We start from the raw sequence: 15,778 nt of genomic DNA on the forward strand, positions 1-15,778 counted from the left end.
ATGATGAAAGAAGTTCGTATTGGATTGATTGGCACCGGGTATATCGGCAAGGCGCATGCTATCGCCTATGCCCAGGCCCCGACGGTGTTTAACCTGCGCGGCAAACTGGTGCGCGAGATGGTGGCGGAAGTCACGCCGGAACTGGCGGCAGAGCGGGCGCAGGCGTTTGGCTTCAATCGCTCAACCGGAGACTGGCGGGCGCTGGTGGCCGACCCGGCCATTGATGTCGTGGATATTTGCTCTCCCAACCATCTGCATAAAGAGATGGCGCTGGAAGCGATTCGCCATGGCAAGCATGTGTACTCGGAAAAACCGTTGGCGCTGAACGCCCACGACGCGCGTGAAATGGTTGAGGCCGCACAGCGGGCAGGAGTGAAAACCCTGGTGGGGTTCAACTATATGAAGAACCCAACGGCGCAGCTGGCGAAAGAGATCATTGAGCGCGGCGAAATTGGCGAGGTGATCCATTTCTACGGCACCCACAACGAAGACTACATGGCCGATCTGCTTGCGCCGATCCACTGGCACTGTTTTAAAGAAACGGCGGGTCTGGGGGCACTTGGCGATCTGGCGGCGCATATCGTCAATATGGCGCAGTACCTGGTTGGCGATATTCATCAGGTCTGCGGCGACTTGAAGATCGTGGTGCCACAGCGTCCGGCGCAAGTCGGTTCCTCGCAAATGGTGACGGTAGAGAACGAAGATCAGGCCCACGCGATGGTGCGCTTTGCAGGCGGTGCGCAAGGGGTGATTGAAACCTCCCGCGTCGCCTGTGGCCGCAAGATGGGGTTGTCGTATGTGATTACCGGGACCAAAGGAACCATCAGTTTTACCCAGGAGCGCATGGCTGAGCTGAAGCTCTATTTGCATGACGATCCGGTCAACCGCCAGGGGTTTCGCACTTTACTGGTTGGTCCTTCGCATCCGGACTACGGCGCGTTTTGCATGGGAGCCGGGCATGGTATCGGTTTTAACGACCAGAAAACTGTGGAAGTGCGCGACCTGGTGGACGGCATTGCCGCCGATGCGCCGATGTGGCCGGACTTCGAAGAGGGCTGGAAGGTGTCGCGTGTGCTTGACGCTATCGCACTCTCGCACCTGGAAGGCCGCTGGCTGAATGTGAACGATATTGTCTGAAGAGGTATCAACGTGGAAAAGCAGTTTGATGTGATATGCATGGGCCGCGTGGCGGTTGACCTCTACAGTCAGCAGATTGGCGCACGCCTGGAAGATGTGTCGAGCTTTGCCAAATATCTTGGCGGATCGTCCGGCAACGTGGCCTACGGAACGGCGCGGCAGGGACTGCGTTCATCAATGCTGGCGCGGGTTGGTGACGAACATATGGGGCGTTTCCTGCGTGAAGAATTAAATCAGGTAGGCTGCGATACCAGCCATCTGATTACCGATAAAGACCGCCTGACAGCGCTGGTGCTACTCGGCATTAAAGACCGGGACACCTTTCCTCTGATTTTTTACCGTGATAACTGCGCGGATATGGCGATTACCGCCAGCGATGTTGATGAACAGTTCATCGCGTCTGCCCGTTGTCTGGCCATCACCGGGACGCATCTTTCTCATCCGCAAACCCGCGAAGCGGTGTTGACGGCGCTGGCTTACGCCCGGCGTCACGGCGTGCGTACGGCGCTGGATATCGACTATCGCCCGGTGTTGTGGGGGCTTACATCCTTAGGCGACGGCGAAACGCGTTTTATCGCCGCCGATCAGGTCACCCGTCAATTGCAGGAGGTGTTGCATCTTTTTGATGTGATTGTCGGCACCGAGGAGGAGTTTCATATCGCGGGCGGCAGTACCGATACGCTGCAGGCGCTGTCGCAGGTTCGCGGCGTGAGTAACGCGACGCTGGTCTGCAAGCGCGGTGCGCTCGGTAGCTCGGTGTATACCGACGCGATCCCGGCCCGGCTGGACGATGGTCTGACGGTGACCGGCGTACGCGTGGAGGTGCTGAACGTGTTGGGGGCGGGGGATGCGTTTATGTCCGGCCTGCTGCGCGGCTACCTCAACGATGAGGGCTGGGAGCAGGCGTGCCGCTATGCTAATGCCTGTGGTGCGCTGGTGGTATCGCGTCACGGCTGTGCGCCGGCGATGCCGAGCAAAGTTGAGCTTGATGATTATCTTTCTCGCGCTGCGGAGGTTCCGCGTCCGGATCTCGATCCGCATCTCAACCATTTGCATCGCGTGACGACTCGCCGTCGCACATGGTCGGAACTGTGTGTGATGGCTTTCGATCACCGCAGTCAGCTTGAAGAGATGGCGCTACAGTGCGGCGCGTCTTTGAAGCGTATTCCGGCATTGAAACAGCTTATTTTGCAGGCCAGCCGTGAAGCGGCCAACAGCGCCGGGCTGGAGGGCAAGGCCGGGCTGCTTTGCGACGGTACGTTTGGTCAGGATGCACTGAATTCGATAACCGGAGAGGGCTGGTGGATAGGTCGCCCTATCGAACTGCCGGGATCTCGCCCGCTGGAGATGGAACACGGCAATATTGGCTCGCAGCTCATCAGTTGGCCGCAGGAACATGTGGTGAAGTGTCTGGTTTTTTTCCATCCGGAAGATGCCCACGCGTTGCGTCTGGAGCAAGAACAGAAAATCGCCGAGGTGTACCGCGCCTGTTGCCAGTCTGGTCATGAGCTGCTGCTGGAGGTGATTTTGCCGGCCAGTATGCCGCGCAGTGATGAACTGTATTTGCGCGCTATTTCCCGCTTCTACAACTTAGGGATTTACCCCGACTGGTGGAAACTCCCACCGCTGACTTCTGCTGGCTGGACGGCGTTGAGTGACATTATCGAACGGCGCGATCCGCACTGCCGTGGCGTGGTGATCCTTGGTCTGGACGCACCGGCAGAGCAACTGCGCGCTGATTTCAAAGCGGCTGCGGGTCATGCGGTGGTGAAAGGATTTGCCGTGGGACGCACGCTGTTTGGCGACGCTTCCCGCGCGTGGTTGAAACACGATATTGACGATGCGCAACTGGTGGCGCGCATTAAAGATAACTACCTGCAGCTTATCGCCTGGTGGCGCGAGCGCGGACAAGCATAATTCAGGAGAAGATAATGACGGTACAATTAGGTATTAATCCACTGACATGGACGAATGATGATCTTCCTTCACTGGGCGCTGAGACGTCGCTTGATACTTGTCTGAGCGAGGGTAAAGAGGCCGGATTTGCTGGTTTCGAACTGGGTAATAAATTCCCGCGCGAGGCGCGTCTGCTCGGCCCCATTTTGCAGCGTCACGACCTGCAACTGGTTTCCGGCTGGTACTCTGGACGTCTGCTGGAACGCAGCGTGGAGGAGGAGATTGCCGCCGTGCAGTCACATCTGACGTTACTGCGCGAGTTGGGGGCCAAGGTGCTGGTCTTTGCCGAAGTCAGTGGCTGCATTCACGGCGAGCAGCAGACGCCGGTACATCTGCGTCCGCGCTTCCCGCAAGAGCGCTGGCAAGAATACGGTGAAAAGCTTACCGAGTTTGCGCGCTACACCCAACAGCAGGGGGTACAGATTGCCTATCACCACCACATGGGAACGGTGATTGAATCTGCTGAAGATGTGGGTAATCTGATGACGAATACCGGTGATGAAGTTGGATTGCTGCTCGACACGGGACACTTGACCTTCGCCGGAGCCGATCCGCTGGCGGTGGCGCAGCGCTGGGCATCGCGTATCAACCATGTTCACTGTAAAGACGTGCGTGCCGACGTGCTGGCGGATGTCAAAAATCGCAAAACCAGCTTTCTCGATGCGGTACTGAGTGGGGTCTTTACCGTGCCGGGCGATGGCTGCGTTGACTATCCGCCGATCATGGCCTTGCTGAAGGCGAACCAGTATCAGGGGTGGTTAGTCGTGGAGGCGGAGCAAGATCCGGCCATCGCGCATCCGCTGACGTATGCGCGTCTGGGCTATAACAACCTTAGCCGTCTGGCGCGTGACGCTGGTCTTATCTGAGGAGGTGATATGTCACGTTTATTATCACGTTGGCAGCAGCCGGACGCGCAGGGGCGTACGCAGTCAGTGACGCCGGAAAGCGCCGGTTGGGAATATGTTGGCTTTAAAGCGTATGAACTGGAAGAGGGGCAGCAGCTTACGCTGCCCGCCGTCAGCGAAGAACGTTGTCTGGTATTGGTCGCCGGACGCGCGACCGTCACCACGCCGGGTGCAACCTTTACTGATATCGGCGAGCGGATGAGCCCGTTCGAACGGATCAAACCGTGGGCGGTCTATGTCACCGCTGGTGAAACCATACAGGTTCAGGCGGTGACCAGACTGGAGCTGGCGGTCTGCGCTGCGCCGGGGAAAGGCACACACCCAACACGGCTGATTGCACCTAAGGATATCGACGGGGAAGCGCGCGGCAAAGGTCACAACCAGCGTTATGTGCATAACATTTTACCGGAAGATAAACCTGCTGATAGCCTGCTGGTGGTGGAAGTGTGGACCAACGAAGGCTGTACCAGTTCCTGGCCAAGTCACAAGCATGATACCGACAATCCGCCGCAGGAGACCTATCTGGAAGAGACTTACTACCATCGCCTCAACCCGCCGCAGGGATTCTGTCTGCAACGGGTATACACCGACGACCGATCGCTTGACGAGTGTATGGCAGTCTATAACCGCGATGTGGTGATGGTGCCAAAAGGGTATCACCCGGTGGCAACCCTGGCAGGATATGACAGCTACTACCTTAACGTGATGGCGGGGCCGGTTCGCAAATGGATGTTTACCTGGGAAGATGAACATGCGTGGATTAATCGCGAGTATCCAGTTGATAAGTAAGGTTATGAATGGCTTTGTTAAAAGCGAGTCGTTTTTTCCCCTCCTTTTGATCAGTAAAATGGGAGGGATGGGATGACGGTTGGTACTATTTAAGTGCTCATTATTCTCATAGCTCGCCTTGCTATGAGAATAATGCAAGCGTCGATATATTTGGGATTATGGCAGTAGCCAGGGTGCTGTCGAAAACACCCCGGCTATCTTTTGTTGCGGGCTGATTAGAAATGATATTTCAGTCCTAACGTTGCCGCGCTGTTGTTGTAACCGTTGTCTCCCATCTGGACGCCCACATTACCCCACAGATTTAAATCTGGCGTAATCTTGCCTTCAACACCCAGTTTAATCTCTCCCAGATTGCGTGCACCTTCCTGGCTGACGCTAACGTCGTCCATTTTTGTGCTAAAACTGCGTGTATTATGGAGCCAGTTAGCTTCAATAAATGGCTGGAATTCGCGGCCTTTGTCCTCATCCATTTTATTAAAGCTTTTCAGATAGGCTCTGGCTCCAAGACGGGTTTGAATATTACCGTTACCATTCATCTCGATACGCGTTCCGTTAGCTTCCTGATGGTCATCAGATTTGACCTGTAGTGGTTTACTGAATTTGGCCACCTGAACAGAGGTGATATGCTCACCTCAGAACATTACAGGTGCCTCAATGAAAAAAAGAAATTTCAGCGCAGAGTTTAAACGTGAATCCGCTCAACTGGTCCTTGATCAGAACTACACCGTTGCAGCTGCGGCCAGTGCTATGGATGTGGGTCTTTCTACCATGACGCGATGGGTAAAGCAGTTGCGGGATGAACGACAGGGCAAAATACCTAAAGCCTCCCCTATAACCCCGGAACAGATTGAAATACGTGAGCTGAAGAAAAAGCTACAACGCATTGAAATGGAAAACGACATATTAAAAAAGGCTACCGCGCTCTTGATGTTAGACTCCCTGAACAATTCTCGTTAATCGGGAAACTCAGAGCGCAGTATCCTGTGGTCACACTCTGCCACGTGTTCGGGGTTCATCGCAGTAGCTACAAATACTGGGAGAAAAGCGCCGAAAAGCCAGACGGCTGGCGAGCTGTGTTACGCAGCCAGGTTCGGGAGCTGCATAACATCAGCCATGGCTCTGCTGGCGCAAGAAGTATCGCCATTATGGCAACCCTGAGAGGCTTCAGAATGGGACGCTGGCTTGCTGGCAGGCTCATGAAAGAACTGGGGCTGGTGAGTTGTCAGCAGCCTACCCACCGGTATAAACGTGTTGGTCATGAACACATCGCTATCCCGAATCGCCTTGAGCGACAGTTCGCAGTGACAGAACCTAACCAGGTGTGGTGCGGCGATGTGACGTACATCTGGACAGGCAAGCGTTGGGCTTACCTTGCAGTTGTTCTCGATCTGTTCGCAAGGAAACCAGTGGACTGGGCAATGTCATTCTCGCCGGATAGCAAGCTGACCATCAGAGCGCTGGAAATGGCGTGGGAAGCTCGCGGTAAACCAGCCGGAGTGATGTTCCACAGTGACCAGGGTAGCCACTATACAAGCAGGCAGTTCCGGCAGTTACTGTGGCGTTGCCAGATCAGGCAGAGTATGAGCCGATGTGGAAACTGTTGGGACAACAGCCCGATGGAACGCTTCTTCCGTAGTCTGAAAAACGAGTGGGTGCCAGTGACAGGTTATATAAACTTTAGCGATGCTGCTCATGCGATCACAGACTATATCGTCGGGTATTACAGCTCGCTAAGGCCGCATGACTATAACGGTGGGTTGCCCCCAAACGAATCGGAAAACCGATACTGGAAAAACTCTAAAGCCGTGGCCAGTTTTAGTTGACCACTACACAAGCACATTCATGTCTATCAGATAGCTTCGAGTGCTAATAACCCAAATATTGCGAACGGAGTCTCTATATGAGTTACGACTTCAGAAATCTTTCATCCGCAGACTTTGAGGATCTTGTTAGGGACCTTATTGGAAAAGAAGAGGGGCTTCGCTTCGAGGCATTCTGTGCTGGACCTGATAATGGTATTGACGGCCGCCATGCACACGCTGACAGTCGCATCATTCTACAAGCGAAGCATTATGAGGGTTCGCCATTCAGTAAACTGATGGCCACAATGAGACGTGAGCGCTTGTCGATCGATAAGTTAGCTCCCACTCGCTATATTCTAGCGACTTCCTCTAAGCTCACTCCGGCTGGAAAGGGCAAACTTGTTCCGCTCATAGGGCCGAGTTTGAGGTCTGAGGCTGATATTTGGGGGCCAGAAGATATAAATGGCCTTCTTCGGAAATATCCAGATATCCTCAGGTCGCATATCAAAGTGTGGTTATCGGGCACTGGTATTTTGGACCAGGTCGTACGCGCGGCGGCGTATGCTTTTAGGGCAGTTACGCAGGAAGAGATCGAGCATAAGGTTCGTGTTTACGTCTCAAATCCCAGCTTTGATGAGGCATTTACTAAATTAGATAAACATCGACTTCTTATCATCTCTGGACCACCGGGTATCGGAAAAACGACGTTGGCTGAAATGCTTTGTTATACTTTTTTGAGCGAGCAGTGGGAGCTAGTTCCGATCCATAGTTTAGAGGACGGTTTTTCAGCTATAAGCGACAGCAAAAAACAGATATTTCTTTTTGACGATTTTCTAGGAAAAGTTGCCCTAGATCATCAAACATTGGCGCATAAAGATTCTTATCTGGCGCGATTCATGAATCGTGTGCGTCGTTCGCCAAATGCCCGTTTTATACTAACAACTAGAGGTTATATTTTTGAGGAAGCTAGGAGAGTCTCAGAGCATCTTGGTGATGAGTTGCTCGATGTTACAAAATATGTTCTCGATGTTGGTGTCTATACCCGCAGGATAAAAGCTCGGATTCTCTACAATCATTTGCTAGTTTCGGATACGCCTCGATTGTATATAAGGGCGTTGTTGGAGAGTAATCAACTTGCGGAAATCGTAGATCACAAGAATTATAATCCACGCGTAATCGAGGCGATGACTGATGCACTGCGCATCTGTAATATTGAGCCGGTTTCCTATCCTACAACCTTTATCAGTGCACTGAATAATCCAAGTCAGATTTGGGATAAAGCATTCCGTATACATATTGATCATCGGTGCAGGCATCTACTGATAGCAAGGTTTTTCCTTACGGAATATGGGGTTTCTCTCTCTACCCTTCGATCGTCATTTGATAAATTGCATAACGAGATGAGTGTAGCCTATGGCCTAGCATGCGGGCCTAAGGATTTCGAAGAAGCCCTTTGTATTCTGGAAGGTAGCTTTATCAATATCACCAATATCAACGGTCCAATAGTCACTTATATTAACCCTTCCCTTAAGGACTATCTGTCAGCCTATTTATTGGACACAGACCTCCTGATTCGCCTTATTCCCGCAACAGCATCTATTGACTGGATATCACGGTTGTGGAACTTCGTACATCCACGTGGGCTACGCGAGACTGATCGAGTGAGGATAGCCAAAGCCTGTGTTAGCATATTAGATATGTTCGAAACTCGTCCACATTGGCGTCCGAAAATCGATGATGCCCGAATACTCGAATATAATGATGCCGCAAACTCGAGACGGCTTCGAATACTTATGGATTGGTGGCAACTTACGAACGAACGGAAATTTGCCGATAGTCTTATGGCGATCGCCCGTAATCCACCGCAGGGTTTCAGCGCATGGTCGGATGGAGAGACTCTGATCGATTTCTTTTCCAGGAGAGGTGAACGTGGCTCTGGGAGACCATTTATTTACGAAACTGAATTATTAGAACTACTTGAAAAAGAACTTACTGAGGCGATACGGTGGAGTCCAAGTGACATGCTCCCCACGTTTGTTGACGCAGTAGATGCAACTGAGGGGCTACCCGACAGCGTTATCTACGCCTTGCAGGCAGCTGTTCTTGAAGACTTCGAGGAAAACACCAGCCGCATTTGCGAGGATAATAGTGAGTTTTCTCTGTCAGACCGAATAGATACTCTCAAAAAATTAGCAACACGTTTTGATGTTTCTGAAGACGTGTTGAATCGTGCTATCTCAGCGATTGAGGAACGCATTAGTGAGATTGAAGAACAAAGTAGTTGCGAGTGCGCTCCTGGCTATTCGTCGTTGAAAGAGTCTGAGCAAGACACGTTTGACGATAGCGCCCTTCATGATCTTTTCATCACTCTTCTGGATGGCTAGGCTAACTTGGCAAAGTCGGCTGAAAATGCCAGATGACTTGTAAAGCAGTTATGTGGTCTTCGAGTTCGAATATTAAAGCAAACGCGCCACTCAGAATGAGATCGTTATCATCGAGCGCCATCTATACTCTTAACCCCTTAGTAAGATTGAGATAGTCATATCTCATTAAGACTGTGCCAGTTTAATCAAAGTAATGATCGCAGATGTAATGCGTGAACAGGGGAAACTGCCCACCAAATATAGTAGGTTGGATGTCCTATGTACTGAAAATCCCCCCTTGGGATTAAGAAAACTTATTTCAATTTTGAGATGACGAACACAGATTTTTGTCTAACCATATGAAATATTTAAATTTAATTTTTAACGAAAATGGCAAACTTGGACAGGAAGGTAATTTTGCAAATTACAGTCACTCTTAATTTTACAACTGCTGAAGAAGCAGAGATCGCAGCTATACTTGGATGCAACATTGCAGATCTAAATAATCAGCTAAACACTTGCGCAACAGCATCACTCAAAGAATATCTTACTATGTTTAGAGGGCAAAAAGTCTTCAAACGTGGAAGTGACATGCTCGAGTATAGATTACTATTATTGATTGAACACACATTTAACGGCGAAATTCCAGATGAACGGACAGTCAGTAGTCTGTTCCAAACGACTTTGACTGAAAGTCGTTCACTGATTAAATCTGTAATTTCGAAATTTCAATATCAATTACGTCCACATATTGACAATACTCTTAAAGCAACTCTCGGGCGAGCTGCACGTCAGAACAATACCCAGGATTATACCGTTGTCATAAATAGCCAAAATGTTGTGAATGAATTGAATAAAGTTTTAGCTGACATTGATGGCAGTCTTTCAGCAGTAATAAAGAAAAAGGGTAGTGTATCGACATTTGAAATACCACCTTCATCTTACAATCAGCTTTGTGCAAAGTTTCAAATTCCAGCGAATCCATAAATATAATGAGTGATCTACTTTCCGCTTCAAGTTTACTCATGGCAATTGCTGCTATTCTTTTTAGTCTTTGGTATTCTGAGATTACGAAAGCTCTCGACATAATCCCAAAGCGGTATAAAGAGGATAACGTTGCTGCACGTGCTACGGTTTCTGGTGTTTTGTTATCAAAAGCACTTCCCGTTGCATTAATGGCTCTCATAATAGCTGCGATATTTTTACCTGATACAATTAATTTAATTGGAGAGTCTCTAAATACACTCTATGAATTGGGGGGCGGAGCGATTAAAAGGTATAATGCTGTAAAAACTGCCTATTGCTTTGTATCACTTCTTTCGCTGACTTTGGCCTTATACATGTGGGTGTTAGTAGTAAAGTTATTCATGTTACGAAAAAAATTGAGTTAGCTTACAGTCTCGTTTTAAAAATAGATTGATTTGAAGAAGTTGCAGCTCACTTCAGGTGAGGGGGTATGTATCCAGGCAAAACAGGGCTATTTGCATTTTGGCTGGAGCTATCATAAAACGTTGGTTACGAGATGTTGAAAGTGTTAAGCAAGCTTTTGATGCGAATATAGGCATAAAAAATAATCATCTATTAACCGGAGTTACAGATTTGAATGAAAGATATAAACGCCTCTTTGAGGCGCTTATATAAATGTTAACCGACAAGCCTTATGCCTCGAATACCGTCTCCAATAATAGTTCCACGATCTGCTGAGATAACAAAGTCAGCCCACCATTGCATCATCGGACGGCGCTGCTCAAGATAGTCGCTCCGATTGTATGCCCGTCGTACCTCATTCTTATCCACATGGGCCAGCGCTGCCTCAATAACATCAGGTGGAAAATCCTGCTCATTAAGGGCCGTACTAGCAATAGATCGCAGTCCGTGTGAAACAAGCACCCCACCAAAACCTGCGCGTTTTAGCGAAGCGTTAACCGTCTGGCTATTCATTGGCTGGTTGGGCCTGATACGGCTAGGGAAGATAAATTCCCGGTTGCCGCTTAACGGCTTCATCATTTCCAATATCGCAATTGCTTCATCTGACAATGGAACAGTATGGTCGCGGTTCATTTTCATGCGTGCTGCAGGAATCTTCCACTCTCGCGCTTCTATGTCTACCTCTTCCCAGCGAGCTTCAGCCGCTTCGGCAGGGCGGGTGATAGTAAGAAGTTGCCACATGAACAGGCAGCGTGTGGAAAGGCTAATGCTGGCTGTTCGCATTGTCTGCATCAGTTGTGGTAGCTGATCTGGTCGAATGCTGGGCATGTTCTTCTTCTGCGGCTTCTCAAAGGCTTTGCCAATGTTGATACTGGGCACCGCATCAATCAGACCTGTATTTTGGGCATAGATCATGACCTCATTAATGCGCTGGCACAGGCGACGAACAGTTTCCAGTGCTCCTCTGGCCTGGACTGGTTGCACGGCCTGAACCAGGGTATGAGCTTTAATATCTGTAACGCTGACGTCGCCAATCGCAGGAAAAACATCTCTCTCAAGCGAGCGCCAGATATTGTCGGCATAGTCCTCTGTCACGCTGGCTTTCTTCACATTCCACCATCGTTCAGCTACGAGCTGGAAAGTATTTGTTTTGGCTTCAAGCGAACTGCGCAGTTGTTCTTGCTGATGCTCCTGAGGATCGATTTGTTTCGCCAGAAGAGAACGAGACTCTGCGCGATAGTTTCTTGCATCGGCAAGCGTAACTGACGGGTAGGGGCCTATGCTCTTCTTCGCACGTTTTTTGGTGACAGGGCGAATGTAGCGAAACTGCCAGATTTTACTTCCGCTGGATTTGATGAGTAGCTCAAGGCCATCGCCATCATAGAGAACGTAGTCCGCTTCTTTGGGTTTAGCAGATTCGATTTCCTTAACGGATAGAGGTTTGGTTTGTCTTGCCATTGCCGGGTTTCCATAGTTTTAGGCACCTCAAAAACAATATAGCTTTATGAGGTGCCTAACAAGGTGCCTAAAAGGTTCGGATTTAATTAGTTGGCATCAGACTTCGCGGGACAAATTGAAGGCACAAAAAAGCCCGCAGGGCTTGCGCCGTGCGGGCTCTTAGGACTTCATCGGATGACTCTGGTAATCACCGATGGAGAATTTTGGTGGAGCTGGCGGGAGTTGAACCCGCGTCCGAAATTCCTACATACCATTTTTACTATAAGAAAAACAGTAGGTTGCCTTTAAAAACAGAATGTTAGTATTATTTTGTGTTTCTCCGTTTTACGCGTTTTTAATGCTCTGCCGCCAATTTGTCGCCATTAATTACGGTTGAAATATTGGCGTTGTATATGAGACATCGATATCTACTCTACATGAATCAAGTGTATCGGAGTTCTTAAAACTTAACCATTCTTGCTCATTCAACAGTTTATTTATAGGAAGGTTATTTTTTATTATATTAGTCGGATTTATTATTTCTAAAAATTGTAAGTTTATTTCTTCAATATGTTCTATTGTTTTACACATATCATTATGATCAAAAAATGAACTTTTCAAAATAATATATGAATATTCATTTTCCTTACTTTCACCGTAATTGTAAATTGCGAACTTTGAGTGGTGATAACCAGAAATAGATAGTTTTTCACATATTGGAATAAGAGATAATTCTATTTTGTTGATTTTCTCTGCTAGTGTTTCAAATTTATAATTAAATTTACTCTTACTGTAGTTTTGATATTCCATGTTATGATTTGAGATATTTAAGTTAATTTCGTCCCATAGTGCTAATAATTCCTGTAGGAATTGTTGATTAATAATTGTGGATGAATGTGAATTCGTACTAGAGTTAGGAAATATTTTTCTATATAAGCTAAAGTATTGGGTTAAACGTATCGTTTTTGTTAGTGAATTATATTTTACCTCAATTGAGGGGATCTTTTGAAAGGACTCAGTATAAAACTTGAAATGGGAATAATATAAGTCAATAGAATTTTTTTTCTTAGTTTCAACGATTTGTGATTCTGTTTGTATTGTTCGATGTAAGTTAGCTACCATCGCAGCTAAAGGGACAGATGATGCTAGGAACAATAAAGGTATTTTACTTATATTGTAAAAGTTGATAAGTCCGTCAGAGTTCAATTGAGGACCGTGATCTTTCCATGAAATACAACCAAAATACAAGAACAATGTAGTAGGTATTATAATGGCACACCAAAATAAGGGTTGTCGAACTAAGTTATTATCGTTAAGAATTAGATTGTATCTGCTATGAACACCCCATAGCGCTAGACCTATAAGTACAAAAGGTAAAATTATCAGAATATAGTCCATTTCATATACCAATCGAATTGAGAGGGTTCTTTGTTACTGCATCTTCTAGATGGTCTGGTGAAAAATGTGCATATACCATCGTCATTTTAATATCGGCATGTCCCAAAATTTCTTTAAGAACAAGGATGTTTCCTCCGTTCATCATGAAATGGCTGGCAAATGTGTGACGCAGGACGTGGGTACATTGCCCTTCTGGCAGTTCAATACCGGCCCGCTTTACCGCTCGCTCAAAAGCTTTTCTGCACGGGGTGAATAGTTTCCCTCTGTTCTTGGGGAGTTCTTCGTACAGGTCCTGAGATATCGGCACTGTACGGTTTTTCTTGCCCTTGGTCTTGGTATAGGTGATCCGGTATTTCGATAACTGATGGCCCTGCAGATTTTCGGCTTCACTCCAGCGCGCGCCGGTGGCCAGGCATATTTTTGCAATCATCAGCAGACTGGGGCTTTGAGAATCAGCGCAGGCACCCAGCAGGCGTTTAATTTCTTCCGGTGCCAGGAACGCCAGTTCGCCCTCTGCGATTTTAAATGTTGGCAGCCCGGCGAGTGGATTGGGCGCTGACCAGTGGCCCAGCTTTTTCAGTGTGCCAAAAACCGATGATAGGTTGCGTTGTTCAAGGTTTACCGTGCGGGGTTTAACTGGCGACATAAGCGTGCCATCTTCATTTCGCACTTCACCTTTTAACCGCGCTTCCCGGTATTTTGTAAAGTCGCCGGCGGTCAGCTCTGAGGCGATGGGATCGCCCAGGCCATTACAGATAATTCTAAGTTTCGCCATTAGGCGTTTCGGGTCCGCAAGTGTCTGCCCGTAGAGCGAGTGCCATTGCTCAATTACTTCTGACAAGTGCCGCCGATCTTCCTTTTCTCCCAGCCATGGTTTTTTGTTCACTTCATCCATGGTGAAGTTTTCGAATGCTACAGCCTCGCCTTTTGTCGCAAATTGTTTGCGCACGCGCTTGCCGTCCCGCCCGTTCGGGTAGCACTCACACAACCATTTTCCGTTCGGCTGTTTCCTGATGGTCATGACTAAATACTCTTGATTACTTTAATGGCTCGCCCGACAACTTCCACATCATCAACAGAACACTCAAAGGATGAGTCGTCCTGGTGAACAACAATTCTGTTGCCTGGTATTCGGGCAATTTTGACGATGCTCTTCACCCCATCAATATCGACAAGCCAGTAACCATTGCTAACCTGTTTGACAGAAATATCCACTACAAAGCAGTCAGTAGATGTTTTTATAAACAATGAATTGCCGGGCTCACTGTCCAGCAAGCTGCTATCAAGCAAGACTTCCCCTTCGTTATTCAACTCTCCATTCTTCAATTCGACTTGCTTAATGCTTGGTGCAACGATTTTGGAAAGTGGTCTAAGCGTGACGTTTGACTCGTTTACGGGAATTTTTTCTCGGTCTTCTGAAGTGAACATTTCACCCTGGCCTGTGGCCAGCCATAACAGCGAAACCCCTGTTTCAAGTGCACACTGGATGACCCACTCAGCAGGGAAGCTATCTCGTAAGTTTCTGTTTGCCATGGTGCTTTTTGAGATTTTTAAATGGTCAGCTAGTGCTTGTTTGGTGCTGAATCCATACGCCTTAAGCAATCTTTCGATTGCTTCTCGACCTCCCGTATTGGGACCTGCCTGAATATTGATCATCAAATACTCCATTGACGATCACTTAAAGTGATCGTAGTATCACGGTTATCCCGTAAAGAGAATCCCGAAAAGTGAGCTAAAACGAGCTAAAACGAACTTAAACTTAAGGATACTGCACTATGAGCACAGATATTTCAATTCGTGTACCAAAAGAGATGGCTACACCTGCTGAGTTCGCTGAATGGGAAGGAATTTCCCGTGGTTCTGTTTACCAAAAAATCCACCATGGTCAGCTTGCTAAATACATGGTGAAGAAGGAAAAAAACAAGGGGCGCGTCAGCTTGCGCTACCTGATGTACAAAACAGATCAGGTCCGTGAATCCCTTGGTCATTCCAACTTTCGTGTCATTGTTGGTCAGTAAGTTCAATTATGGGAACTTTCTAAGGGGCTTACATGTTTGATTATAAGATTTCCAAACATCCGCACTTTGATGACTCCTGTCGGACTTTCGCGTTGCGTCACAACATGGCGAAGCTGGCGGAACGCGCAGGAATGAACGTCCAGACTCTGCGCAACAAACTGAACCCGGACCAACCACATCAACTCACTCCGCCGGAGATCTGGCTGCTGACTGATATCACAGAAGACTCAACGCTGGTTGACGGTTTTCTGGCTCAAATCCATTGCCTGCCGTGCGTGCCATTGAATGAAGTGGCAAAAGAGAACCTGCCGCATTACGTCATGAGCGCAACTGCTGAGATTGGGCGAGTAGCTGCAGGCGCAGTATCCGGTGATGTAAAAACCAGTGCGGGCCGCCGCGATGTTATCAACAGCATCAACTCTGTTACGCGCCTTATGGCTCTCACTGCAGTTTCATTACATGCACGTTTGCAGGCGAATCCGGCGATGGCAAGCGCAGTAGATACCGTGACGGGCCTCGGAGCTTCGTTCGGTCTGATCTGAGGT

The 15,778-nt window shown here is 48.4% G+C and carries 14 protein-coding genes and 1 pseudogene; 10 read left to right on the forward strand and 5 right to left on the reverse strand.

What is annotated here, in order from left to right:
* Window positions 1-3: 3 nt before the first annotated feature.
* Genes GUC46_RS05635 through iolB form a run of 4 tightly spaced genes read left to right on the forward strand, consistent with a single transcriptional unit; the run spans window position 4 to window position 4,787 of the window.
* On the forward strand, window positions 4-1,137 hold the full coding sequence (locus GUC46_RS05635; RefSeq protein WP_160180779.1) for a Gfo/Idh/MocA family protein: 1,134 nt from the start codon (window positions 4-6) through the stop codon (window positions 1,135-1,137).
* A gap of 12 nt (window positions 1,138-1,149) precedes the next feature.
* The gene (iolC, locus tag GUC46_RS05640) at window positions 1,150-3,054 is read left to right on the forward strand and encodes a 5-dehydro-2-deoxygluconokinase (protein WP_160179891.1); all 1,905 of its coding nucleotides are present in this window, start codon (window positions 1,150-1,152) and stop codon (window positions 3,052-3,054) included.
* Window positions 3,055-3,068: 14 nt separating this feature from the next.
* A complete protein-coding gene (gene iolE, locus GUC46_RS05645; protein ID WP_003845952.1) occupies window positions 3,069-3,959 on the forward strand; it encodes a myo-inosose-2 dehydratase in 891 nt (296 codons plus the stop codon).
* Window positions 3,960-3,968: 9 nt separating this feature from the next.
* The gene (gene iolB, locus GUC46_RS05650; protein ID WP_032938049.1) at window positions 3,969-4,787 is read left to right on the forward strand and encodes a 5-deoxy-glucuronate isomerase; all 819 of its coding nucleotides are present in this window, start codon (window positions 3,969-3,971) and stop codon (window positions 4,785-4,787) included.
* A 215-nt stretch (window positions 4,788-5,002) separates the two neighbouring features.
* Here iolB and GUC46_RS05655 read toward each other — a convergent pair.
* Window positions 5,003-5,368: pseudogene (locus GUC46_RS05655) on the reverse strand (autotransporter outer membrane beta-barrel domain-containing protein); the annotation flags it as partial.
* A 73-nt stretch (window positions 5,369-5,441) separates the two neighbouring features.
* Here GUC46_RS05655 and GUC46_RS05660 point away from each other — a divergent pair.
* The 4 genes from GUC46_RS05660 to GUC46_RS05675 all read left to right on the forward strand — a co-directional run bounded on the left by GUC46_RS05660 (window position 5,442) and on the right by GUC46_RS05675 (window position 10,343).
* Window positions 5,442-6,610, forward strand: a protein-coding gene (locus GUC46_RS05660; RefSeq protein ID WP_160179893.1) for an IS3 family transposase whose coding sequence is annotated in 2 segments (ribosomal slippage) — window positions 5,442-5,691 and window positions 5,691-6,610 — 1,170 coding nt in all. Because the reading frame shifts where the segments join, the coding sequence is not laid out codon by codon here.
* 77 nt (window positions 6,611-6,687) lie between these two features.
* Window positions 6,688-8,973, forward strand: coding sequence for a restriction endonuclease (locus GUC46_RS05665; protein ID WP_160179896.1), 2,286 nt, complete (start codon window positions 6,688-6,690; stop codon window positions 8,971-8,973).
* Between the two features lie 396 nt (window positions 8,974-9,369).
* On the forward strand, window positions 9,370-9,939 hold the full coding sequence (locus tag GUC46_RS05670) for a hypothetical protein (RefSeq protein WP_160179898.1): 570 nt from the start codon (window positions 9,370-9,372) through the stop codon (window positions 9,937-9,939).
* A 5-nt stretch (window positions 9,940-9,944) separates the two neighbouring features.
* The gene (locus GUC46_RS05675; RefSeq protein ID WP_160179900.1) at window positions 9,945-10,343 is read left to right on the forward strand and encodes a hypothetical protein; all 399 of its coding nucleotides are present in this window, start codon (window positions 9,945-9,947) and stop codon (window positions 10,341-10,343) included.
* Window positions 10,344-10,596: 253 nt separating this feature from the next.
* Here the strand turns inward: GUC46_RS05675 and GUC46_RS05680 are convergent, their stop codons facing one another.
* From GUC46_RS05680 to GUC46_RS05695, 4 genes are all read right to left on the reverse strand, one after another.
* Window positions 10,597-11,838 carry an integrase gene (locus GUC46_RS05680; protein WP_160179902.1) on the reverse strand — a complete coding sequence of 414 codons (1,242 nt, stop codon included), beginning with the start codon at window positions 11,836-11,838 and terminating at the stop codon, window positions 10,597-10,599.
* Window positions 11,839-12,204: 366 nt separating this feature from the next.
* A complete protein-coding gene (locus GUC46_RS05685) occupies window positions 12,205-13,215 on the reverse strand; it encodes a hypothetical protein (RefSeq protein ID WP_121540383.1) in 1,011 nt (336 codons plus the stop codon).
* A gap of 1 nt (window position 13,216) precedes the next feature.
* Window positions 13,217-14,236 carry a site-specific integrase gene (locus GUC46_RS05690; protein ID WP_121540382.1) on the reverse strand — a complete coding sequence of 340 codons (1,020 nt, stop codon included), beginning with the start codon at window positions 14,234-14,236 and terminating at the stop codon, window positions 13,217-13,219.
* 2 nt (window positions 14,237-14,238) lie between these two features.
* On the reverse strand, window positions 14,239-14,871 hold the full coding sequence (locus tag GUC46_RS05695) for a phage repressor protein CI (protein ID WP_121540381.1): 633 nt from the start codon (window positions 14,869-14,871) through the stop codon (window positions 14,239-14,241).
* Window positions 14,872-14,990: 119 nt separating this feature from the next.
* On the opposite strand from GUC46_RS05695, the gene GUC46_RS05700 reads away from it, so the two are divergent.
* Both GUC46_RS05700 and GUC46_RS05705 read left to right on the forward strand, forming a co-directional pair.
* Window positions 14,991-15,233 carry a Rha family transcriptional regulator gene (locus tag GUC46_RS05700; RefSeq protein WP_000102106.1) on the forward strand — a complete coding sequence of 81 codons (243 nt, stop codon included), beginning with the start codon at window positions 14,991-14,993 and terminating at the stop codon, window positions 15,231-15,233.
* Between the two features lie 32 nt (window positions 15,234-15,265).
* Window positions 15,266-15,775 carry a phage regulatory CII family protein gene (locus tag GUC46_RS05705; RefSeq protein WP_121540380.1) on the forward strand — a complete coding sequence of 170 codons (510 nt, stop codon included), beginning with the start codon at window positions 15,266-15,268 and terminating at the stop codon, window positions 15,773-15,775.
* The last annotated feature ends 3 nt before the right edge of the window (window positions 15,776-15,778 follow it).

Source organism: Citrobacter sp. LUTT5 (assembly GCF_009905315.1).
Taxonomy (GTDB): domain Bacteria; phylum Pseudomonadota; class Gammaproteobacteria; order Enterobacterales; family Enterobacteriaceae; genus Citrobacter; species Citrobacter freundii.